Below are 22,314 nucleotides of genomic sequence, written 5' to 3'. Positions count from 1 at the left end.
CGTGACCGACCGTCTCCGGGCCGTGCGCGGCCACCTGGTGCTGGCCGCCGTCGGGCTGGCGTGCGTGTTCCCGATCTACTGGATGTACGCGACGTCGCTGCGCCGGCCGGGCGACGTGTTCGCCACCTCGCTCCTGCCCTGGCCGCTCTCGCTGGGGAGCTACCGCGAGGCCGCCCGGGAGCTCGACGTGGTCGGGCTGCTCGCGAACACCGCAGTGGTCGCGGTCGGGGTGGCGGTCGGCCAGCTGCTGGTGGCCCTGCTCGCGGCGTACGCGTTCGCCGCCTACCGGTTCCGCGGCGAGAAACTGCTCTACCTCGCCATGATCGGCACCTGGCTGATCCCGTTCCAGGTGACGATGCTGCCCAACTACGTGCTGCTCTACCAGGCCGGACTGCTCAACACCCTCGCCGGCGTGATCCTCCCGCAGCTGCTCTCCGGGGTCGCGGTGCTGCTGCTCCGCTCCCACATGCGGTCCATCCCCGGCGAGCTGCTCGAGGCGGCCCGCATGGACGGCCGCGGGTCGTGGGGGACGCTGTGGACCGTCGTCGTCCCGGTCCTGCGCCCCGCGCTCGCGGCGCTGGCGATCCTGCTGTTCGTGACCGCCTGGAACGAGTACTTCTGGCCGGCGATGGTGCTGCAGCGCTCGGGCGCGGTGATCCAGCTCGGCATCCGCGGGTTCCTCGGCACCGAGGGCGTGCGGTGGGGGCCGCTGATGGCGGCGTCGGGGCTCGCCTGCCTGCCGGTGTTCGCGCTCTACCTCGTGCTGCAGCGCCAGGTGGTCAGCGCGTTCGTGCGCTCCGGGCTGCGGTGAGCGACCGGCGGCGCCGGTGGGCGGCCTCGCACGGCGTGGTGCGGGGGACGGTCCGACGGCGGGCGCGGGCCGGCGTCGCCGACGCCGTGCTCGCCGACGAGGAGACCGGCGCCGACGAGCGCCAGGTGGCCTGGGCGGAGCTCCGGGCGCACCGCCCCTTCGCCGAGGGCGCCCTGCCCGGCACGCTCGTCACCGTCCACCACGACGTGGCCCGCGAGGTCCTGGCCTCGCGGGCCTTCGCCATGCCGCCACCACCCTCGGGTACGGACGGTCCCCCGGGCCCGCAGCACCGGCCGTCGTTGATCGCGCTCGACGGCGACGACCACGTCCGCCACCGCGCCCGGCTCTCCCGCGCCTTCACCCCGCGCGCCCTCACGGCCTGGAGCGACGAGGCCGCGCGGATCGCCGACGACCTGCTCGACGACCTCCCGGGTACGGCGGGCGACGGCGGGGTGGTGGACCTCGTCGCCGGCTACGCCCACCCGTTGCCCCTGCGCCTGATCACGGCGTTCCTCGGGCTCACCCGCCCGTTGCCCGCCGGGCTGCCGCGATGGAGCGACTCCGTGGTGGCGGCGTTGGACACCGGGATGTCGTTCGAGCGCTTCGCGGCGATCGAGGACGACCTGTCCGCGCTGCAGACGTGGTTGCGCGGCGAGCTCGGGCACGCCTCCGGGCTGCTCGGGCGCCTGGCGGACGAGAACCCCGACGACGACCCCGACGAGCTGGTCGTCACCGCGATGTTCCTGCTCGCGGCCGGGTTCGAGACGACCACCCACCTCCTCTCGACCGGCGCGGTCGCTCTCACCGCCCACCCGGGGCAGGCCGCCCTCCTCGCCGTCGAGCCGGACCGGTGGCCCGATGCCGTCGACGAGCTGCTGCGCCTCGAGGGCCCGGTCACCCGCGCGGCCCGCCGGGCGGTGTGCGACGTCGAGGTCGCCGGGACGACCGTGCCCGCCGGCACGCTCGTCCTCGTGCACGTGAGCGCGACGGGACACGACCCGGCGGTGTTCCCCGACCCGTCCCGGTTCGACGTACGGCGCCCGAACGTGCGCGCCCACCTGGCGTTCTCCCACGGTCCGCACCACTGCCTCGGTGCGGGGCTCGCCCGGATGGAGGCCGCCACCGGGCTCGCGGCCCTGTTCCGGCGCTTCCCCCGGCTCACCCCGGTCGGGGCCGGCGAGCGCCGTCCCACCACGCTGGTGTCCGGCCGTGCGACCCTGCCGGTGCACCTCGGCGCGCCCGCCTGAGCGCACCGGCACGGCCGGGGCCCGCCGTCAGCGGCCCGTGTCGACGTTGCGCATGGTGACCAGGGCCGTCGCGCACACCGTGCCGTCGGCGTCGAGGACGTCGGCGGCGGCCACGCTCGTCGTGCGCCGGGCGGACACGACGCGCCCTCGCGCGGTGAGGGTCCCGCGGGCCGGGGCGACGAGTTTGACGGTGTAGTCGGCGGTCATCCCGACCCAGCCCGCGGGGAGCAGGGTGGCCGTCGCGCAGCCACCGGCCACGTCCGCGAGGGTGCCGATCAGGCCGCCCTGCACGTAGCCGTCGTGCTGGGCGAGCTCGGCACGCTCCGGCAGCCGGACCTCGGCGTGACCCGGCGCGAGGTCGACGACCTCGATCCCCAAGGACCGCAGCGCCGGCATCGTCGCGATGACACGGCGGATGAACGCGTCGTAGTCGGGGTTCGGGGCGGTCATCGGACCTCCTCCGGGACGAGGGCGGGGAACCCGTGGGTGAGGTGGACGTCGCGGGCGGCCCGACGACGGATCTTGCCGCTGCTCGTGCGGGGCAGGGCGCCGGGACGGGTGAGGACGACGGCGGCGAGGGCCAGGTCGTGCTCGCGCAGGACCGCGGCCCGGACGGCTCCGACGACCTGGGCCTCGTCGAGGTCGGGGTCCCGCACCTCCAGCACCACGGCGACCCGTTCCCCGCCGCCCTCGTCGTCGGGAAGCCCGACCGCGACGGCGGTGGCCGGACCGGACGGGGCGAGGGCCGGGTGGGCGCCGAGCGCGGTCGTCTCCAGGTCGCCGGGGTGGTGGTTGCGGCCGCGGACGACGATGACGTCGCTGCGCCGGCCCACGACGTAGAGCTCGCCGTCGACCAGGGCGCCGAGGTCGCCGGTCCGCAGCTCGCCGCCGCCGAAGGTCGCGTCCGTCGCCGCCGCGTTCCGCCAGTACCCCGCCGCGACGTGCGCGCCGGCGACGCGGATCTCGCCGACCTCGCCGTCGGCGCAGGCGTGCTCGGTGTCGGGGTCGACGATCCGGACCTCCTCGCCGGGCAGCACCTGCCCCGACCCGACGATCGTCCGGGTCCCGGGTTCGAGGCGCCCGCGGGTGAGGGCCTCGGGGTCGACGCCGAGCCACCGCGGTCCACGGCCGGGACGGCTCCCGGTGACGAGCAGCGTCGCCTCCGCGAGGCCGTAGCAGGGGTAGAGCGCGCCGGGGTCGAACCCGGCCGGGCCGAACGTCGCCGCGAAGCCGCGCAGGGTCGAGGGGCGCAGCGGTTCGGCGCCGTCGAAGGCGACCGTCCAACAGCTGAGGTCGAGCCCTGCAGGCAGGCCGGAGCGGGCCGCGGCGGCGACGCACGCGGCGAAGGCGAAGTCCGGGCCGCCGCTGGTGCGGGCGCGGAAGCGCGACACCGTCTCCGGCCAGACCAGCGGGCGCCGGATGAAGGTCGACGGCGCCATCAGGACGGCGAGCGTGCCCAGGTGCAGCGGCTGCAGGACGTTGCCGATGAGGCCCTGGTCGTGGAAGTGCGGCGCCCAGCCGACGAAGGTCGACGTCCCGTCGTGGCCGAAGGCGCGGCGGATCATGTCCTCGTTCGCCGCGAGGTTGCCGTGGGTGACGACGACGCCCTTGGGCGCCGACGTCGAGCCGGACGTGTACTGCAGGAAGGCCGGGCTCGCGGGGTCGGCGGGCCCCTCGTCGGGACGGCCCTCCGCGACGCCCTCCACCAGCAGCCACGGCAGGTGCGGCGCGAGCGCGTCGCGGGCCTCCGCCGTCGTCGTGGGGTCGGCGAGGACGACGGCGGGCTCCGCGTCGGCGACGATGCTGCGGGTCGCGTCCTGCACGTGCCCGCGCCGCGGCGGGGCGACGGGCACCGCGATGACGCCCGCCTCCAGGCACCCGAAGAACGCAACGAGGAAGTCCAGCCCGGGCGCGAAGAGCAGCAGCGCGCGGTCGCCCGGGGACGCGTGGGCGGCCAGCCGCAGCGCGGTCGCGCGGGCCCGGGCGTGCAGCTCGCCGTAGGTCAGGGCCTCGACCTCCGTGCCGTCCGGGCCGAGGAAGACGTAGGCGCGCCGGTCGGGGGTCTCGCGGGCACGACGGCGGAGGACCTCACGCGGGCCGGGCATCGGCGGTCTCCGTGGTGGGTCGTCGGGTGAGGGGAGGACTCGGGCGCTCTCGTGGTGCGAGGGTTCCCCTCGCACCACGGGGAGTGGGGACGAGGGCTGCCCAGTCCGCCCGCAGGGCGTCGACCAGCGCGACGCGGGCCGACTGGTCGAGCAGGTGTCCGCCGGGCAGGCGGCGGGCGCGGAACGGGCCCCGGGTGACCTCGCTCCACGCCAGCGTCTCGGCGAGGTCGACGACCGGGTCGTACTCCCCCACGAAGGCGGAGACCGGCACGTCGAACGGCGGTCCCCGGTGCGCGTAGGTCTCGCCCAGCTCCAGGTCGGCGCGCGCCACGCGCAGGGCGTAGCGCCGGTTGGCGGCCGAACGGGCCGGCGGGGGCGGTCCCTCGGGGGTGACCGCCATGGCGTCGAGGCGCTCGAGGAACTCCTCGTCGGGCAGCAGGTGCATCAGCGGGAACCGCCGGGGCAGGTGCGGGGCGCGGCGGCCGGACACCGCGAGGTGCACCGGCGGAAGGTCGAGCGCGACGAGCGCCCGCGTGAGCTCGTAGGCGACGAGCGCTCCCATGCTGTGCCCGTACAGGGCGACCGGCCCGGTGGCGGCCAGGCGTGCGACGTCGGGGCCGAGGCCCGCGACCGCGTCGGCGACCCGGCGGACCGGCTCCTCGTGGGCGACCTCCTCCCGCCCGGGCAGCTGCGCCCGCACGACCCGCACGTCCGGCCCGACCAGCGCCGGCCACCGCGCGAACGACGAGGCGCCCGCGCCGGCGTGCGGCAGACAGACCAGCGTGAGCCGCGCATCCCCGTCGTCGGAACGCCGCAGCCAGGACCGACGGCTCACCGCAGGACCACCGGCAGGTGCGCGACGGCGCGGACGATCTGGCTGTGCTCCTGCCAGGTCACCGGTCCGGCCGGCCGGAGGGTCCCCGGGAGCAGCAGGAGCTCGCGGAGCGCGACCTCGGCGACGAGGCTCGCCAGCGACGCGCCGACGCAGCCGTGCAGCCCGCGGCCGTAGGCCAGGTGGGCGCCCGCGGTGCGGGTGACGTCGAGGACGTCCGGGTCCACGAAGACCTCCGGGTCCCGGTTCGCGGCGCCGAGGCAGAGCAGCACCGACGCGCCGGCGGGGACGACGGCGTCGCCGAGCACGGTCTCCCGCGTCGTCGCACGTCGGGTGAGCTGCAACGGGCTGTCGAAGCGGAGCAGCTCGGCGACCGCGTCCCGGAGGCGGTGCGGCTCGGCGCGCAGGAGGGCGGCCTGGTCGGGGTGGGCCAGCAGGGCGTGCAGGCCGTTGCCCAGCAGAGCGGCGGTGGTCTCGAGCCCGGCGACGCACGTCATGATCGCGACGAGGACGAGCTCCTCGTCGTCGAGCCGATCACCGTCGGGGGTGCGGGCGGCGGCCAGGCTGCCGAGGAGGTCCTCGCGTGGATCGCGACGACGGGCGGCGGCGACGTCGTGCAGGGTGGCGGCGAACGCGTCGACGGCGTCCGCGACGTCCGGCAGGTCGTCGGCGGTGAGCAGCCCCGGCTCGAGCAGGAACCGGATGCGGTGGGTCCAGTCCGCCACGTCCCCGCGCCGCTCGGGCGGCAGTCCGAGCGCGTCGACCAGCACCGCGAGCGGCAGCGGTGCCGCGAGGTCGGTGACCGCGTCGCCGCCGCCGTCGAGCCGCAGCGCGGTGGCGAGCCGGCGGGCCTCGGCGACGATCCCGGGCCGGAGCGCCTCGAGGGTGCGGGGCCCGAACGTCCGGCCGGTCAGGGCCCGGAGGCGCTGGTGGGCGGGGTCGTCGGTGAACACCAGCGAGGTACGGGCGAGCCGGGAGATCCGCATGAGCGACTCCGGCGCCACGGTCGTCCGGGCCGCGGATCGGGCGGTCTGGCGCTCGACGAGGTCGGGGACGAGCCCGACCGAGGCCGTGCGGTCGCGGAGCACCACGGTGACGTCGGCGTGGCGGGTCAGGACCCACATCCCGAAGGCCCGGTGGACCGGGGCGTGCTCGCGCAGCGCCCGGTACTGCGGGTAGGGATCGGCGCGGAAGGCCGGGTCGAACGGGTTGAACCGGACGGCGCCCGACGCGGTCACCGGAGCGCACCCCAGGCCCGCTGCCGCGGCGCGAGGACCATCCGCAGCAGCCCGATCCGCCCCATGCGGAAGCCCAGGGCGGACTGCAGCAGGTAGCGCTCGTAGCGTGCGGTGACCTCCTCGCCGACCAGGGCGACCGCCTCGTCCCGGTGCGCCCGGAGGTTGGCCAGCCAGCGTTCGCAGGTCCAGGCGTAGTGCGGGCGGTCGTCGCGCAGCGTGCGCACCTCCATCAGACCGTCGGCGGCGCGGGCGAGGTCGACGAGCGACGGCAGGTCGGCGGCGGGGAAGATGTCCTGCTGGATGAAGGCGCTCGCCTCGCTGCGGTCCATCGAGCCGTAGGCGATGGTCTGCAGGGAGAGCACGCCGCCGGGGACGAGCCAGTCGCGGCAGCGGGTGAGGAAGTCGCGGTAGCGCCCGACGCGGCGCTCGTCGTCGTCCTCGGGGCGGGCGAAGTGTTCGAGGGCGCCGACGGAGACGATGCCGTCGTAGGGCGCGTCGGGCTCGTGGTCGGTCCAGTTCTCCACCCGGACCTCGACGCCGGGCCGGGCGGTGGCCCGGACGTGCGCCGCCTGCTCCTCGGCGAGGGTGAGCCCGACCGCGGTCCGCGTGCCCCGCTCGAGGGCCGCGTCGAGGACTCCTCCCCAGCCGCACCCGACGTCGAGCAGATGCCGACAGGGTCCGACGGCGTCGAGGTGGTGGGCGACCTTGCGGGCCTGGGCTGCGGCGAGCCCGTCGTCGGGACCCGCGGGCAGGGCGCAGGAGTAGGTGAGCCCGGGGTCGAGCCAGAGGCGGTAGAAGTCGTTGCCGACGTCGTAGTGGTGCCGGACGGCGGCCGCGGCGGACAGGGTCACGCCGGTGCCCGCTCGGCGGCCACGATCGCGGCCACCGCCGCCAGTGTCGGGTTCTCGAACAGCGACTCGGGCGGGACGTCCACCCCGTAGCGGCCCTCGATCTCCATGAGCAGCGAGACCGCGAGGGCGGAGTCGACTCCGAGCTGGTCGAAGTCGGCGTGCGGGTCGAGGGCGGTCGGGTCGGTGCCGAGGAGGTCGGCGAGGTACCCGCGGGCCCAGGTGAGGATCTCGGCGGTGTCCGGACCGGTGCTCATGCGGTGACCTTCTTCGAGGCGATGCGGTCGGCGCTGGGGGTCTTCAGGTCCCGGACGAGGCCGACCGCCTGGAGGGAGCGGATGAGCCAGAAGCCCGGGTCGAGCCGGTACCACTGGAGCCCGAACGTGGGCGACTCCGGGAACGCGTGGTGGTTGTTGTGCCAGGACTCGCCGAAGGTCAGCAGGGCGAACACCCCGCCGTTGCGGCTGTTCTCGCGGGAGTCGTAGGGCTTCGTGCCCCAGCGGTGCAGGAAGCTGTTGATCGCCCAGATGATGTGCTCGAGCACGAAGATGCGGACGAGGCCGCCCCAGAGCAGCCCGGACACCGCGCCCGTCCAGGACAGGTGCACCAGCCCGCCGATCACGGTGGGCAGGGCGAGGCCGACGAGGACCCACGTGTAGTAGCGCCGGCCGACGGCGACGACGCGGCGGTCGCGCAGCAGGTCGGGCGCGTAGTGGGCGATGTTGGGGTACTCGTGGCGGCGCATCCACAGGAAGTGCGAGTGCACGAGGCCGCGGAGCACGCCGCGCAGCCCGTCGCCGGAGAGGTTCGGCGAGTGCGGGTCGCCCTCCCGGTCGCTGCACTCGTGGTGGCGGCGGTGGATGGCGACCCACGACACGACCCCGCCCTGCCCGGCCATCGACCCGGCGATCGCGAGGGCGGTGCGGGTCAGGGGCGAGGCGGTGAACGTGCGGTGGGTGAACAGCCGGTGGTAGCCGACGGTGATCCCGAGGCCGGTGACGATCCACATCCCGATCAGCAGCCCGATCTCGGTGGCCCCGAACGGCAGCACGGGGATCAGGGCGAGCGCGGCGGCGGTGCCGGCGATCGGGGCGACGTCGAAGAGGAGGAAGTGCCGGCGCTGCAGGCGGTGCAGGTAGGGGTTGCTGATCGTCCTGCGGGCAGGCTCACGGGGGACGGCGGTCGTGTCGACCATGGGGAGCTCCGGGGAGGGGCTGGGGCGTCGGAACCGATCGTGGTGCGCCGGACGGGTCGGTGGTCGGCGCAGAGGGAGGAGCACTCGCGCGATAGGTCAGGCGCCGACGACCTCGCCGATGAGGCCGGTGTCGTGCTCCACCGCGACGACGCGGGGGTGGTCGAGCAGGTCACGCAGGAAGCCCGCCGTCGTCGCGATGCCGGGACCCTCGATGCGGACCTCGGAGAGGGCGCCGCGCATGCGGGCGAAGGCGCGCTCCCGGTCGGGGGCCCAGACGACGACCTTGGCGAGCAGGGAGTCGTAGGCGGCGGGCACGCGGTAGCCGGCGTGCACGTGGGTGTCGACCCGCACGAACGCGCCGCCCGGCAGTTCGCAGCGCTCGATGACACCGGGGGTGGGCACGAAGCCGCGGGCCGGGTCCTCGCAGTTGATGCGGCACTCGACGGCGGCGCCGCGGACCACGAGGTCGGCCTGGGTGAACCCGAGCGGCTCCCCCGCGGCGACCCGCAGCTGCTCGGCGACGAGGTCCATGCCGGTCGCGATCTCGGTGACCGGGTGCTCGACCTGCAGCCGGCAGTTGACCTCCATGAAGAAGAACGCCGGGCCGGAGGGGTCGACCAGGAACTCCACGGTGCCCGCGCCCACGTAGCCCGACGCCTGCACCATCCGGACCGCGGCGTCGGCGATCTCGGCGAGGAACGACGGCGGCAGGGCGGGCGCCGGGCACTCCTCGACGAGCTTCTGGTGGCGGCGCTGCAGGGTGCAGTCGCGGGTCCCGAGGTGCACCGCATGCCCGTGGGCGTCGGCGAGGATCTGCACCTCGACGTGCCGGGCGGAGTCGAGGTAGCGCTCGAGGAACAATCGGCCGTCGCGGAACACGGCGACGGCGGCGGCACGGGTCTCGGCCCACGCCCGCGCGAGGTCCTCCGACCGGCGCACCACCGCCATCCCGCGCCCACCCCCACCGGCGACCGCCTTGACGATGACCGGGTAGCCGATCTCGTCGGCCAGGGACTGCGCGGCGTCGACGTCGGCCAGCTCGCCGCGGGAGCCGGGCAGCAGCGGCAGACCCGCCTCGATCGCGGTGGCCCGGGCGCGGGCCTTGTCGCCCAGCGCCTCGATCACCGGCGCGGGTGGCCCGATGAACGTGAGGCCCTCGGCTGTGCACACCTCGGCGAAGTCGGGGTTCTCGGAGAGGAAGCCGTACCCGGGGTGCACGGCGTCCGCGCCCCGGATGCGGGCGGCCTCGACGAGCGCCGGGATGTTGAGGTAGCTCGCCCGCGCTGCGGCCGGCCCGACCTGCACCGACTCGTCGGCCAGGCGCACCGCGAGTGAGTCGCGGTCGGCGGCCGAGTGGACCGCGACGGTGCCGAGCCCGAGGTCTCGGCACGCCCGGATCACGCGGACCGCGATCTCGCCGCGGTTCGCGACCAGCACCTTCTTCACGAGGACGCCAGACGCAGCACCGGCTGGCCGTGCTCCACGGCGTCGCCGTCGCCGACGAGGATCTCCGCGATCGTCCCGGCGCGGTCGGACTCGAGGGGGATCATCAGCTTCATCGCCTCGACGATCCCGATCTGCTGCCCGACGGCGACGGTGTCGCCCTCGGCGACGAAGGGCGCGGCCCCGGGCTCGGCGGCCCGGTAGAACACGCCCACGGTCGTCGAGCACACGGTCGGTCCGTCCGGCCCGACAGAGCGATCGAGCACGCCGACAGGGGGCTCCGGGTCCGGCACCGCTGCGAGCACCGGAGGCGGGTTCCTGACGACGGGCGCCGGTGCGACTTCTGCCGTCGTGGCCGGCCCGACCTCGAGGGTCACCGCGCCGGCGGCGATCCGGACCGTGCCGAGGCCGGCCAGGTCGCGGACGTGCCGGACCAGGACGGTGAGGACGGCGTCCAGGTCGGCGGGCGACGGGACGGGACCGTCGTGCGACGGTGGCGCGCTGCTGACGTCGGGCGTCAGCCGTGTGCCACCGCTGACATGGGGCGGGGTGCTCACGCGGACTCCCGGACGTCGGTGATCACGGCGGTGGATCCGGTCTCGACGGCCCCGAGCGCGGTCTCGGCGCCGTAGGCGCGGAACCGGGCCCGGCGGGACGCGACGAGCGACCCGCCGTCGTGACCCTCGAGGCCCTGCAGGGCGGCGGAGACGGCGTCGCGCAGGGTGCGCGCGGCGACGAGGTGGTCGGAGTCGGCGCCGTCGCCGGGCTCGGGCAGCACGCCGTCGACGATCCCGAGCCGCAGCAGGGCGCGGGCGTCGACCTGCAGCGCGGCCGCGGCGCGCGGGGCCTGCGCGGCGTCCTTCCAGAGGATGGAGGCGCAGCCCTCGGCGCTGATCACCGAGTAGACGGCGTTCGCGCAGGCGAGGACGCGGTCGGCGACGGCGAGCGCGAGCGCTCCCCCGCTGCCGCCCTCCCCGGTGACGACGGCGACGACCGGCACCGGCAGCGACGCCATGAGCCCGATGTTCTCGGCGATCGCGAGCGCCTGGCCCTGCTCCTCGGCGGCGACGCCCGGGTAGGCGCCGGCGGTGTCGATGAGGGTGACCACCGGCAGGCCGAGCTTCGCGGCCAGCGTCATCACCCGGGCGGCCTTGCGGTAGCCGGCCGGGCCGGACATGCCGTAGCCGCGGGCGGCGAGGGCGGCCGCGTCGTGGCCCTTCTGGGTCCCGACGACGGCGACCGGCCGGCCGTCGAGGCGGCCGAGCCCCGCGACGATGGCCGGGTCGTCGCCGTGGCGACGGTCGCCGTGGAGCTCGACGAAGTCCTCGACGACGTGGGTGAGGTAGTCCAGCGTCGTCGGGCGCCCGAGGCGGCGGGCGAGGCGCACCGCCTCCCACGGGTCGCGCTCGGGGAGGGCCGTGGGATCGGTGACGAGCGGGGAGGTGCGCAGCGGCCGGGGCCCGCCGCCGGACGCGGCGCCGAGCAGCCGGCCGATCGTGGTGCGCAGCTCGGGGCGGGGCACGATGAGGTCGAGCATGCCGTGGGCGAGCAGGAACTCCGCGGTCTGGAAGCCCTCGGGCAGCTCCTCGCGGATGGTCTGCTCGATGACGCGGCGGCCGGCGAAGCCCAGGCGGGCACCGGGCTCGGCGATCACCACGTCGGCGAGCGTGGCGAAGGAGGCCGCGACGCCGCCGTAGGTGGGGTCGGTGACCAGCGAGATCGTCAGGACCCCCGCCTCGTCGAGGGCCTGCAGCGCCGCGACGGTCTTCGCCATCTGCATGAGGGCGACGACGCCCTCCTGCATGCGGGCACCGCCGGAGGCGCACACCAGCAGCAGGGGGGCCCGCTGCGCCAGCGCGGCCTCGGCGGCGGCGGTGATGCGCTCGCCCACCGCGGCACCGAGGCTGCCGCCGAGGAAGCGGAAGTCCATGACGGCGGCGACGACGGACCGGCCCGCGATGGTGCCGCGGACGCAGAGCACGCCCTCGTCGAGGCCGGTGCGGGCGCGGGCCTCGACGACGCGCTGCGGGTAGGGGCGGCTGTCGACGAAGCCGAGCGGGTCGACGTCGGTGGCGGTCGGCTCCCAGGTGCGGGCGGTGCCCTCGTCGAACAGGTCGGCGACGCGGTCCGGGGCGGTCAACGGGGCGTGGTGACCGCAGTCCGGGCAGACCTGGCGGTGGCGGCGGAAGCGGCGGGCGTAGAGCAGGGTCCGGCAGCCGGCACAGACCAGCCAGTCGCCGGTGTCGTCGGTACGGGCGGCGGTCATCGGTTCTCCCGGATGGCGAGAGCGGGGATGCGGTCGTCGGTCGTCGGTGGCACGGGGCGGTAGGTGCTCGCCGAGGGCGGCAGGCGGAGCCCGGCCAGGCGCAGCACGGTGGCGCGGGCCTCGATCGCGGCGCCGTGCAGCAGGGCGTCGGTGACCTCGGCGACCCGCCGGTGCGCGGGCGCGGCGAGGTGGGTGCCGGCGACCCAGGCGTTGAACGCGCCCATCGCCGGGCCGCACCAGATCTGGTAGTCGAGGACCCGGTCGGGCTCGCCGCGGCTCGACCACGTCGACGACAGGCCGAGGTACCAGCGGAACACCAGGGCCATCCGCCGCTTCTCGTCGGTCTCGGCGCGGGCGACCTGGGACGGGTCCCGCTCGGCGAAGAACCGCCGGGTGTCGTCCCAGACCGCCTCGACCGGGCGGCGCAGGATGCGCTCCTCGAGCTCGGTGCGCTCGGCGGCGGTGAGGTCGGCCAGGGAGTCCCGGCTGCGGTAGAGCTCGAAGAGGCGGCGGGCGCGGGCGGGGAACATCGTGCCGCGGCCCAGCACCTGGACGTCGACGCCGAGCTCGAACATGTCCGCCGAGGGCGCCATGACGGTGTCGGCCACGCCGGCGGCGGCGAGCAGCTCCTTCGTCGCGGCGCACTGGTCGGCCTCGACGCACGACTGGTTGACCGAGCCGGTGACGACGTAGGCGGCGCCCGCGGCGAACGCGGCGGCCATCGCCGCGGGCGTGCCGATCCCGCCCGCGGCGCCGACCCGGGCCGGCGTCGTCCCCGACTCCCGGGCCACCTGCTCGGCCAGCGCGAGCATGGCCGGCAGCAGGACCGGGAGCGGTCGGCGGTCGGTGTGGCCACCGGAGTCGGCCTCGGCGGTGAGGTCGTCGGCCATCGGGACGTGGCGGGCGAGGTCGGCCTGATCGACGGTGATCGCGCCGCGCGCGACGAGGCGGCGCAGCACCGGCTCGGGTGCGGGGCGCAGGAACACCTCGGCGACCTCCGCGCGGGAGACCTTGGCGATGACCCGGTGGTCGGTGGTCACGCCACCGTCGGAGGCCCGGCGCAGGCCGGTCGCCCGGTACCGGACGACCTCCTCGGTGAGGTCGAGGAACGCCGACGCCTCCACCGTGCGCACGCCGTGGCGCAGGCACGCGTCGACGATCGTCCGTTCCAGCGCCGGCTCGTGGGGGCTGTGGATGAGGTTGACGGCGTACGGGGCGCCGGCCCGGTCGAGCTGCGTCAGCGCGTCCTCGATCCGGGCGGCGGTGAGCCCGGCGGCGCCGAACGAGCCGAGGTAGCCCGCCCGCGCCATCGCCGCGACCAGGTCGGCGGAGGCGATGCCGCCGGCCATGGCGCCGCTCATGACCGCGCGGCGCACTCCGTGGTGCCGGCCGAAGGACGCAGCGCCGAGCGACTCCTCCCGGATCGGCCCGACGGCGGCGAGCACGCGCTGCCCGGCCGCGGGAGGGCTCGACGTCAGGAACGGGCCTTGCGGGCCGGCGACCGCCCAGCAGGGACGGTCGAGGTCGTGGAGGGCGTCGGTGCTCACCATGGTGCGGCTCCCGCCTCGCGCAGTTCGATCGTCGCGTTCAGGATCTCGTAGATCCGCAGCCCGGGCTTCCACAGGCTCGCGTCGGCGCTCACGCGGATGCGGCCGGGCCGCCGCTCGACGCCGCGGAGGTGGACCTCGAAGGTGACGGTGCCGTCGGTCGGGACGACCTGGCCGCGGTAGCGCCAGGTCAGCGTGGCACCGACCGGGACGACGAAGTCGGGGGCGTCGAGCTCGTCGGCGAGCCCGGCGTCGAGCGCCCACGCCTGCATCGCCTGGAGCACCTGCTCCACCCCGAGCGAGCCCGGGATCACGGGGTCCAGGTGGAAGTGGCGGGCGAAGTACCAGGCGCCGGGGTCGATCGGCTGCGCGACGTGCAGGTAGCCCTGCCCGTGCTCGCCGCCGCCGTCGACCACCGTGATGCGCTCCAGCAACGCGAGGTGGTCGACGGGCCGGCGCGGGCCACGGACGGCGGCGTCGAGGGTCCGGCGCGACGTCGGGTCCTCCCGGTCGAGCCAGGAGGGGACGTCGCGGCCGCCGTCGAGCCCCGTCTGGTTGGCCATCGTGGTGGCGGTGAAGAAGCCGAACATCGACTCGCCGTCGTAGTAGGGCTCGCCGTCGACGGTCAGGGAGTAGGTGAACTCCTGCAGGATCGAGCCGGGCATCGGGGTGGTGGCGGTGATCCGGGAGTGCTGGCGGATCGTCCGGTCCCGGAGGTCCAGCTCGCGGCGCAGGGTCGCGGTGCCGCCGAGGTTGCGCAGCACGTAGTCCTGGCCGGGGTCGGAGAGCGTGGCGCCGAGGTGGTAGCCGACGAGCAGCGCCGACTGCAGCGACGTCTCCATCAGCATGACGTTGGGGGCGTCGACGTTGCCGGTGTCGTGGAAGTACCAGGCGTCGGCGGGGGCGTCGTACTCGGTGACGTAGGTGGCGTCGGTGAAGGCGCCGCGTTCCCCGTCGATCGAGACGACCCGGTCGACGAGCTGCAGGCCGTGGCTCGGCAGCCGGGTGGCCCGGCGGCCGAGGAGGTGGGCATACTGCGGGCCGTGCGCGAGGCCCGGTTCGCCGCGGGACATGTGCGTGAAGTGGAACTCGCCGAGCACCGCGAGCTCGCCCTGTGAGCAGACCCGGCCGGGGGTGGCCAGGCGGCCGGTGGCGTCCGGGCCGACCGCCGTGCCCGGCAGCTCCCGGACGGTGACGGTGACCTCGTGGGCGCCGACCCGGGCGACGACGTGCGGCCGAGGGATGAGGTCGACCTCGAGGGCGTCGACGGTCAGTTCCTGGTGCACGGGGACCTCGGGGGCGTCCGAGGTGGACTCGAGCGTGGTGCCGGCGAGCACGAGCGGGAGCCCGAGCGCGATCGCCAGCACCTCGACGGCCTCGACGGCGGCGCCACGCAGGGTCGCACCCGGCGTCGGGGTGGCGGTCAGCCCGCCGCGTCCGGTCGCGCCGCCGCGGAGGTCGAGGTTCGCGACGGCGTCGAGGTGCCCGCCGTGCGTGCGCACCTCGGGGTTCGTGCCGCGCTGGTCGTAGCGGGGGCCGAACACGGCGGCGATGTCCCCGATGGCCAGGGCGTCGAGGGCGGGGCGGTCGAGGTCGGTCCGGTTCGGGCGGGCCGGGGGCTTGAACGCGGCCTCCCGGGTGGAGGGCGGAGGCACGGTGTTGTGCGCGAGAGTGCCGTTCGCAGTCTCTAGGTGCGCGAGAGTGCCGCTCGTTCGGAAAGGGGTGGGGGCGGTCGGGCTGGCGCCGGCGAGCAGGCGGCGGGCCAGCGCGGTCTGAGCGGTGAGCGCACCGGCGTGGGCGGCGACCACCCCGGCGCGGAGCCGGGCGAGGGTCGCGGCGGGCTCGACGGAGCCGGCCGCCGTCGTCGTCGGAGCGGTGACGGGGACGGGCACCTGCTGCGGCGCGGCGAGGGGGTCGAACGCCTCGCCGTCGAACTCCAGGACGGCGCTCACCGGGCGGCCGCCGTCGTCGCGCCGTTCCAGGAGGCGACCCCCCGGGCGAAGCGCTCGTCCATACCCGCGGTGGTGACGACCTCGACGTCGATCCAGCGCTGCAGGACGGTGCCGTCGGCAGCGCACACGGTGACGTCGCAGCGCAGGGTGCTCGTCCCGGCGCGCGGGTTCTCGACGAGGAGCACGAACGTCTCCCCCGCCGGGATCACCGCGTCCAGGTCGATCCGGCCGATCGCGAGCGGCAGGCACGCCGACCCGAGCAGCCGGTGGCCGAGGACGAGCGGGCCGTGCAGGACGACGTCGGCGGTCACCGGGTCGTGCCGGCGCCCGGCGTAGGCGCCGCGGGCGAGCGGGGTCGGCGGCAGGGCGCACTCCAGGACGACGCGGTCGTCGGACTGCTCGAGCACCCGCCGCACGCCCTGCAGGGCCGGGCCGTGGAAGAGGACCGCGCGGCGGTAGAGCTCCGTGCCGTCCTCGCCGGGGCCGGTGGGCAGGTCACGGACCGTGCCGGCCTCGGGCATGACCGGTCCGAGGCGCAGGGTCGCCGAGTACCGCGGGGCGGACCCGTCGCCGCGGACGGCGACCGGCACCGACCCGTCGTCGTGGGGAGCGTCGATCTCCGCGGTGAGCGACCCGGCGGCCTCGTCGCCGAAGACCAGACCGCTGCGGACGGCGAGGTCGCGGACGCCGGTGACGACGCGGTCGGGGGTGCGCCGCTCGGTGGCATCGATCATCCAGCCGAGCGCGACCGTGGCCGGCAGGACCGGCTCGTCGCCGATCCGGTGGGCGGCGAGCACGGGCTCGGCGCGCAGCCTCTCGAGGTCGCGGGACGTGGTGGCGGGCAGGGCGACGGGCCGCGGCTGCTCACCCGTGAGCGGGTCGGGGGCGCCGAGCAGGACCCAGCCGGTGGCGCCGCCGGTGAGGTGGTCGGCGAAGGCGCGCGACCCGGCGTCGGGATCGATGAGCGGGACGCCGCGGGCCCGGAAGTGTTCGCGCAGGTCGGGCGTGACCATCCCGCCGTCCCAGGCGCCCCAGGACAACGTGCTCACCCGGCGCGGGGCGCGGTGGCGGTCGGCGCTGGCGCCGAAGCGGGCGAGGGCCTCGTTGGCCAGGGCGTAGTCGGCCTGGCCGGGGTTGCCGTGGACGCCCGCGACCGAGCCGAACAGGACCACCGTGTGCAGCGGCGCGTCGCGCAGGGCCTCGGCGACGTGGTGCAGGCCCACGAGCTTCGGGGCGAGCACCCGGTGCACGGCCGCGGGGGTCTTGTCCGGCAGCGTGGCGTCGGCGAGGGCACCGGCGGCGTGCACGAGGACCGTGGCGCGGTGGGCGACGTCGGCGAGGGCGTCGCGGACCTGGTCGGCGTCGGTCACGTCGACGGACCGGTAGTGGACCGCCGAGCCGTGTGTCCGGGCCGCCTCCAGGGTCGCCCGCACCTCGCGCTGCGCGAGCACCGCGTCGCGGGCGGCGGCGACCTCGCGGGGGCCGGGCCGCCCGTCGGTGGCGAGCGCTCGGGCGGCAGCCGCGGTCAGCCCGTCGTCGGGAACCTGGACGGCCCAGGCCGGCTCCTCGGCGAGCGTGGTCCGACCGAGCAGGACGATCTCCGGGGCGACCCGGCGCGCGAGCTCGCGGACACAGTCGGCCGTGACGCCGCGGGCGCCGCCGGTGACGACGACGACGTCCTCGGGCCCCACGGGAGTGGCGTCGCCGATGGTCGGGGCGGGTCGGTCGGACACGCGGACCGTGCGACGGTGTCCGTCGGCGTCGACACCGACCTCGACGACGTCGGTCGCCGCGTCGGTGAGCTCGGCGAGGACGATCTCCGCGGCGGAGTCCGGACTGTCGACCGGAGCGATGTCGAGGGCCCGGCAGAAGACGACCGGTGCCTCGCGCGCCAGGGTCTTGACGAGTCCGCCGACCCCGGCGAGCACCGCGTCGGCCGCGATGCGGTGCCCGAGCAGGCCCAGGCCGCCGTCGGTGCGGGTGATGGTGACGAACGCGGCGCGGGTGCCGGCCTGTGCGGTACGGGTCAGCACGTCGCGGGCCGCTCCGGCGACGAGCACCGCGTCGGCGAGCTGGCTGACGCTGCTCGCGAGGTCCTCGTCGTCGCGCAGGACGAGCAGGACCGCGTCGACCTGCCCGGTGAGCGCGTCGTCGAGGCCGTCGAGCGTGCGATCGTCGGCAGGGTCGGGCCAGTCGCACCCCGTGGTCTCGGGCAGGCCGACGCGGCGCACGGTCCACCCGCCGGCGGTGAGCGCCTCGTCCAGGGCGTCCGGCTCGGGGCCACCGCGGTCGACCAGCACGGCGACCGGGTCGGCCGCGAAGGCCGCGGCGCCGTCCTCGCGGGCGGGGAGGTCGACGAGCTCGACGGCGTGGCGCTCGACGGTGTCCTCGTCCTTCCCAACGGCGGGTGCCGCGGGCTTCGGTGCGCGCGGCTCGTCCGCGGCGAAGTGCTGCACGATCTGGTCGAGGGTGCGCAGCTCGGCCATCGACTCCGGACCGATCGCCGGCAGGTCCGGATAGCGCTCCTGCACCGCCCCGAGCACCTGCACGCGCTTGATCGAGTCCACGCCCAGGTCGGCCTCCAGGTCCAGACCCGGGTCGACCATCGACGCCGGATAACCCGTCTTGTCGGCGACGACCTCGACCAGCACCTGACGCAGGGCCGCGGCGTCGAACCCGCCGACCGGCTGGGTGGTTGCGGGGGCCTCGGCGGCGAAGTGCTGCACGATCTGGTCCAGGGTGCGCAGCTCGGCCATCGACTCCGGACCGATCGCGGGCAGATCGGGATAGCGCTCCTGCACCGCCCCGAGGACCTGGACCCGCTTGATCGAGTCGACGCCGAGGTCGGCCTCCAGGTCCAGACCCGGGTCGACCATCGACGCCGGATAACCCGTCTTGTCCGCAACGACCTCGACCAGCACCTGACGCAGGGCCGCGGCGTCGAACCCGCCGACCGGCTGGGTGGTTGCGGGGGCCTCGGCGGCGAAGTGCTGCACGATCTGGTCCAGGGTGCGCAGCTCGGCCATCGACTCCGGACCGATCGCGGGCAGATCGGGATAGCGCTCCTGCACCGCCCCGAGGACCTGGACCCGCTTGATCGAGTCGACGCCGAGGTCGGCCTCCAGGTCCAGGCCCGGGTCGACCATCGACGCCGGGTAGCCCGTTTTGTCGGCCACGACCTCGACGAGCACCTGGCGCAGCGCGGCGGCATCGAACCCGGCGGGCTGGGGCGTGGAGGGCGTCGTCGGGGCGTGGCCGTTGGTGGCGTGGCCGTTGGTGGCGGCGAGCTCCTGGCGAGGGGCGCCCACGGGCGGCTCTACTGCGCGAGGGGACCCTTCGGTCGGAACGGGGGCCGGCGCGGCGATCTGGCGAGGGGCGCCCACGGGCGGCTCTACCGCGCGAAGGGACCCTTCGGTCGGAACGGGGGCGGGCGCGGGCACGGGCGGCGCGGCGGCGAGCTGGCGAGGGGCGCCCACGGGCGGCTCTACCGCGCGAGGGGACCCTTCGCTCGGAACGGGGCCGGGTGCGACCCCGTGCTCCAGCGCCGCCAGGGACGCCAGCACCTCGTTGGCGCGCACGTGGGCCCGGGACATGGCGTCGGCGTGGTCGGCGACCGCGCGGAGCCGCTCCGTGGTCTCCGGGCCGGCGTCGGCGTGCCAGGCGTCGACGAGACGCTGCGCGAGGTCGAGCTGCCCGTCGAGGTAGCGGGTGTGCAGGGCGGTGTGCTGGGCGAGGACGTCGGCGGACGGCTCGGACACGGGATTCTCCGGGACGTTCTGGCCGTGGGCGCCCACGGGCGGCTCTCCTGCGCGAGGGGACCCTTCGCTCGAAACGGGTGGAACGGGCGCGACGGGGACGGCCGGGGCGCTCACCCCGTGAGGGGAGGAATCGAGCGCTCTTGTGGCACGAGGGTTCCCCTCACGCGAGGTGGCCGCCGCCGCCGCCGCGGACGCCACCGCCTCCAACGGCCGCTCGTCCGCCAGGGCCGCCGCGTATGCCGCGGCCCGCTCGGCGGGGACGTGCTCGGCGCCGGTCAGGGTGACGGTCATGCCGCCGGACCGACGCTCGGGCAGCGACGGCACCGTGCCGCGGACGGGTGCGGACAGCGGCACGCCGAGGACGGCGAGCCGGGTGGCGGCCTGCTCGAGGGCGAGGTCGGAGTCGCCGACGGGGCCGGCGTCGGTGGGGATCGCGATGACGTCGTCGCCCAGGACCCGCCGGACCAACCCGGTGAGCACCTGCTTCGGGCCGAATTCGACGACCACGCCGACCGTCCCCCGCAGCGCCTCGAGCCCGGCGACGAACTCGACCGGCGCCGAGAGCTGCCCGACGAGCACCTCCCGGTTCGCCGCCACGTCCGCGCCGTAGGCGGCGCCCGCGGTGTTCGCGACGACCGGGATACGCGGCTCGGCGACGTCGACCTCGGCGAGGGCGGCCCGGAACGGGCCGACCGCGTGCGCCACGTGGGCGGTGTGGAACGCCGCGGCGACCGGCAGGGCCTTCGCCCCGATCCCCTGCTCGGCGCACGCGGCGACGAACCGCTCGACCTGCTCGGTGCCGCCGCCGACGACGACCTGCTCGGGGGCGTTGTGGTTGCACACCGTGACGTCGTCCAGCCCGGCGCCGGCGATCAGCTCCTCGACCTGGTCCCGCGTCGCCGAGACGGCCGCCATCGTGCCGGGGTCACCCGAGGAACCGGGGGCCATCGCCGCCCCCCGCGCCCGGGCGAGCGCGACGAAGTCGGCGTCGGTGAGCGACCCGGCGGCCCACAGCGCGGTGAGCTCCCCGAAGCTGTGGCCCATCGCGGCGGACACGTCGAGGCCGCGCTCGGCGAGGGACCGGAACTGGCCGGCCGCGAGGGCCCCGATCGCCGGCTGGGCGTGCTCGGTGGCCCGCAGCGCCGCCTCCTGCGCGCGCCGCTCCGCCGCGTCGAACACCGGGGGCGGGAAGATCGTCGCGCCGAGCCCGGGGACCACGGAGTCGGCCAGATCCAGGGCGTCCGCCACTGTCGGGTTGTTCAGCGCCGCGTCGAGGCCCATGTCGAGGTACTGGCTCCCCTGGCCGGCGAACACCGCGGCCACCCGGCGGTCGGCGAGCGGGGCGCGGCGGAACCAGATCCCGCGCGGGTGCGTCCACTCCTCGACGTCGTCGGCGAGCCCCTGCAGGCCGGCGTGCGCCAGCGCCCGCAGCTCCGCGACGTCCTCCTCGCCCGCCGCGGCGAAGCCGACCCGGACGTGCCCGTCCGGCACCGGCCCCTCGTCGGGAAGGGCGTCGGACGACAGCAACGCCCTCAGCGAGGGCAGGTCCGCGGCGTGGAAGACGGACGACCGCGCCGTCCGGTGCAGCACCGGGCGGGGCCCGACGACGGGCTCCTCGGAGAGCACGACGTGGAAGTTGGTCCCGCCGAAGCCCATGGCGGAGACGGCGCCGCGGCGCGGGCGGCCGCTGACCCAGGGACGGGTGCGCGTGTTGGCGTAGAGCGCGGAGTCGGCGTCGAGGGCCTCGTTCGGCGCCTCGACGTTGATCGTCCCGGGCAGGACCCGCTGGTGGAGGGCGTACGCGACCTTCATGAGGCTCGCCGTGCCGGCCGCGCCCTTGGTGTGACCGATCTGGGACTTCACGCTGCCGATGGCGACGGAACGGGGCGTCGCGCCGTGGTCGGAGAGCAGCCCGCCGAGCGCGGTGAGCTCGGTCCGGTCGCCGACGGCGGTGCCCGTGGCGTGCGCCTCGACGAGGCCGAGCTCGGCGGGCGAGAGCTGTGCGTCGTCGTAGGCCCGCTCGAGCGCGAGGCGCTGGCCCTCGGCGCGCGGGGCGTAGATGCTCTTGTGCCGGCCGTCGCTGGAGGAGCCGAGCCCGGAGATCACGGCGTAGACCCGGTCGCCGTCGCGGTGGGCGTCGGCGAGGCGCTTGAGCGCGAGCATGCCGATGCCCTCGCCGATCAGTGTGCCGTCGGCGGAGCGGTCGAACGGGGCGATGCGGTCGGAGTGCGAGAGCGCCCCGACCTTGGCGAAGCACAGGTAGATGAAGATCGAGTTCTCGGTGTCGGCGCCGCCGGTGAGCATGAGGTCGGCGCGGCCGTCGACCAGCTCGGCCACCGCCACGCGGATCGCCGACAGCGACGCCGCGCAGGCCGCGTCGACGGTGGAGTTCATGCCGCCGAGCCCGAGCCGGTTCGCGACCCGCCCGGCCGTCACGTTCGGCAGCAGCCCCGGGAACGAGTTCTCCACCCACGGGGCGAACGCCTGCGCGTAGGTCTCGGCGATCCGCCGGCCGTCGTCCTCGGTGAGCCCGCAGCTGCGGACGACCTCGCGCAGCACCGGCGTCGAGAGCCGCGCCGCGAGCGGGTGCATCAGCGGCACCGGACCCGTCACGCCGAGGACGCAGCCGGTACGGCTCGGGTCGTACCAGCTCGAACCGGTGGCCCCGGCGTCGGCGAGGGTGTCGCGGGCGACGCCGAGGGACAGCGTCTGCAGGGCGCTGGTCACCTCGAGCTGGTTGGGCGGCAGCCCGAACTCCAGCGGGTCGAAGTCGACGTCGGGCACGAACCCGCCGCGCCGCGAGTACGACTTGTCCGGCGCCGACGGGTCGGGGTCGTAGTGGTCCTCGATGCGCCACCGGTCGGCCGGGACCTCGGTGGTGCAGTCGGTGCCGTCGACGATGTTCTGCCAGTAGTCGCGCGCGGTCGGCGCCTGCGGGAAGAGCCCGCCCATGCCGACGACCGCGATCGGGGTCTCGGCCAGCCGGCGTGCGGACAGGTCACCGGGGCGGTGCGGGGAGGGGACGGCGGGGCTCACGGGGCTCCTCGAGAAGGCGGGGGGTTCCCGACGGCG

15 protein-coding genes are annotated in these 22,314 nt (G+C 75.9%); 2 read left to right on the top strand and 13 right to left on the bottom strand.

The window, feature by feature from the left end; all coding sequences use genetic code 11:
• The first annotated feature begins 1 nt into the window (after window position 1).
• Window positions 2-811, top strand: a complete 810-nt coding sequence (locus tag QSK00_RS08915) for a carbohydrate ABC transporter permease (RefSeq protein ID WP_285589725.1) — start codon at window positions 2-4, stop codon at window positions 809-811.
• A complete protein-coding gene (locus QSK00_RS08910) occupies window positions 808-2,058 on the top strand; it encodes a cytochrome P450 (protein ID WP_285589723.1) in 1,251 nt (416 codons plus the stop codon). Before QSK00_RS08915 ends, QSK00_RS08910 begins: the two co-directional genes overlap by 4 nt.
• Before the next feature lie 27 nt (window positions 2,059-2,085).
• On the opposite strand, the gene QSK00_RS08905 is transcribed toward QSK00_RS08910, so the two are convergent.
• The 13 genes from QSK00_RS08905 to QSK00_RS08845 all read right to left on the bottom strand — a co-directional run bounded on the left by QSK00_RS08905 (window position 2,086) and on the right by QSK00_RS08845 (window position 22,278).
• The gene (locus QSK00_RS08905; protein WP_285589721.1) at window positions 2,086-2,508 is read right to left on the bottom strand and encodes a PaaI family thioesterase; all 423 of its coding nucleotides are present in this window, start codon (window positions 2,506-2,508) and stop codon (window positions 2,086-2,088) included.
• Window positions 2,505-4,163 carry a fatty acyl-AMP ligase gene (locus tag QSK00_RS08900; RefSeq protein ID WP_285589719.1) on the bottom strand — a complete coding sequence of 553 codons (1,659 nt, stop codon included), beginning with the start codon at window positions 4,161-4,163 and terminating at the stop codon, window positions 2,505-2,507. The genes QSK00_RS08905 and QSK00_RS08900 overlap by 4 nt, the downstream gene beginning before the upstream one ends.
• Window positions 4,147-4,998 carry a thioesterase II family protein gene (locus QSK00_RS08895; RefSeq protein WP_285589717.1) on the bottom strand — a complete coding sequence of 284 codons (852 nt, stop codon included), beginning with the start codon at window positions 4,996-4,998 and terminating at the stop codon, window positions 4,147-4,149. The genes QSK00_RS08900 and QSK00_RS08895 overlap by 17 nt, the downstream gene beginning before the upstream one ends.
• The gene (locus tag QSK00_RS08890) at window positions 4,995-6,233 is read right to left on the bottom strand and encodes a cytochrome P450 (protein ID WP_285589715.1); all 1,239 of its coding nucleotides are present in this window, start codon (window positions 6,231-6,233) and stop codon (window positions 4,995-4,997) included. The genes QSK00_RS08895 and QSK00_RS08890 overlap by 4 nt, the downstream gene beginning before the upstream one ends.
• Entirely contained in the window at window positions 6,230-7,084 is an 855-nt protein-coding gene (locus QSK00_RS08885) for an SAM-dependent methyltransferase (protein WP_285589714.1), read from the bottom strand. The genes QSK00_RS08890 and QSK00_RS08885 overlap by 4 nt, the downstream gene beginning before the upstream one ends.
• Complete coding sequence (locus tag QSK00_RS08880) at window positions 7,081-7,338, bottom strand: acyl carrier protein (RefSeq protein WP_285589712.1); 258 nt, start codon at window positions 7,336-7,338, stop codon at window positions 7,081-7,083. The genes QSK00_RS08885 and QSK00_RS08880 overlap by 4 nt, the downstream gene beginning before the upstream one ends.
• Window positions 7,335-8,276 carry an acyl-CoA desaturase gene (locus QSK00_RS08875; protein WP_285589710.1) on the bottom strand — a complete coding sequence of 314 codons (942 nt, stop codon included), beginning with the start codon at window positions 8,274-8,276 and terminating at the stop codon, window positions 7,335-7,337. The genes QSK00_RS08880 and QSK00_RS08875 overlap by 4 nt, the downstream gene beginning before the upstream one ends.
• Window positions 8,277-8,372: 96 nt before the next feature.
• A complete protein-coding gene (locus QSK00_RS08870) occupies window positions 8,373-9,722 on the bottom strand; it encodes an acetyl-CoA carboxylase biotin carboxylase subunit (protein WP_285589708.1) in 1,350 nt (449 codons plus the stop codon).
• Window positions 9,719-10,276: an acetyl-CoA carboxylase biotin carboxyl carrier protein gene (locus QSK00_RS08865; protein ID WP_285589705.1), complete on the bottom strand. Its 558-nt coding sequence runs from the start codon at window positions 10,274-10,276 to the stop codon at window positions 9,719-9,721. Before QSK00_RS08865 ends, QSK00_RS08870 begins: the two co-directional genes overlap by 4 nt.
• Window positions 10,273-11,985 (bottom strand): acetyl-CoA carboxylase, carboxyltransferase subunit beta, encoded by a 1,713-nt coding sequence (gene accD / locus QSK00_RS08860; RefSeq protein ID WP_285589702.1) that lies wholly within the window; start codon window positions 11,983-11,985, stop codon window positions 10,273-10,275. Before accD ends, QSK00_RS08865 begins: the two co-directional genes overlap by 4 nt.
• Window positions 11,982-13,535 carry a PfaD family polyunsaturated fatty acid/polyketide biosynthesis protein gene (locus tag QSK00_RS08855; RefSeq protein WP_285589700.1) on the bottom strand — a complete coding sequence of 518 codons (1,554 nt, stop codon included), beginning with the start codon at window positions 13,533-13,535 and terminating at the stop codon, window positions 11,982-11,984. The genes accD and QSK00_RS08855 overlap by 4 nt, the downstream gene beginning before the upstream one ends.
• Entirely contained in the window at window positions 13,529-15,484 is a 1,956-nt protein-coding gene (locus tag QSK00_RS08850; protein ID WP_285589699.1) for a hotdog family protein, read from the bottom strand. The genes QSK00_RS08855 and QSK00_RS08850 overlap by 7 nt, the downstream gene beginning before the upstream one ends.
• Window positions 15,481-22,278 (bottom strand): type I polyketide synthase, encoded by a 6,798-nt coding sequence (locus QSK00_RS08845; RefSeq protein ID WP_285589698.1) that lies wholly within the window; start codon window positions 22,276-22,278, stop codon window positions 15,481-15,483. The genes QSK00_RS08850 and QSK00_RS08845 overlap by 4 nt, the downstream gene beginning before the upstream one ends.
• Between the last annotated feature and the right edge of the window lie 36 nt (window positions 22,279-22,314).

Origin of the sequence: Actinomycetospora sp. NBRC 106378 (assembly GCF_030269685.1) — a bacterium.
GTDB lineage: Bacteria > Actinomycetota > Actinomycetes > Mycobacteriales > Pseudonocardiaceae > Actinomycetospora.
This window is presented reverse-complemented; position numbering and strand designations above follow the sequence as displayed.

Coding starts and splice junctions, on each gene's coding strand:
- QSK00_RS08905 (WP_285589721.1), bottom strand. CDS start 2,508: ATGACCGCCCCGAACCCCGACTACGACGCGTTCATCCGCCGTGTCATC.
- QSK00_RS08900 (WP_285589719.1), bottom strand. CDS start 4,163: ATGCCCGGCCCGCGTGAGGTCCTCCGCCGTCGTGCCCGCGAGACCCCC.
- QSK00_RS08880 (WP_285589712.1), bottom strand. CDS start 7,338: ATGAGCACCGGTCCGGACACCGCCGAGATCCTCACCTGGGCCCGCGGG.
- QSK00_RS08875 (WP_285589710.1), bottom strand. CDS start 8,276: ATGGTCGACACGACCGCCGTCCCCCGTGAGCCTGCCCGCAGGACGATC.
- accD (WP_285589702.1), bottom strand. CDS start 11,985: ATGACCGCCGCCCGTACCGACGACACCGGCGACTGGCTGGTCTGTGCC.
- QSK00_RS08855 (WP_285589700.1), bottom strand. CDS start 13,535: ATGGTGAGCACCGACGCCCTCCACGACCTCGACCGTCCCTGCTGGGCG.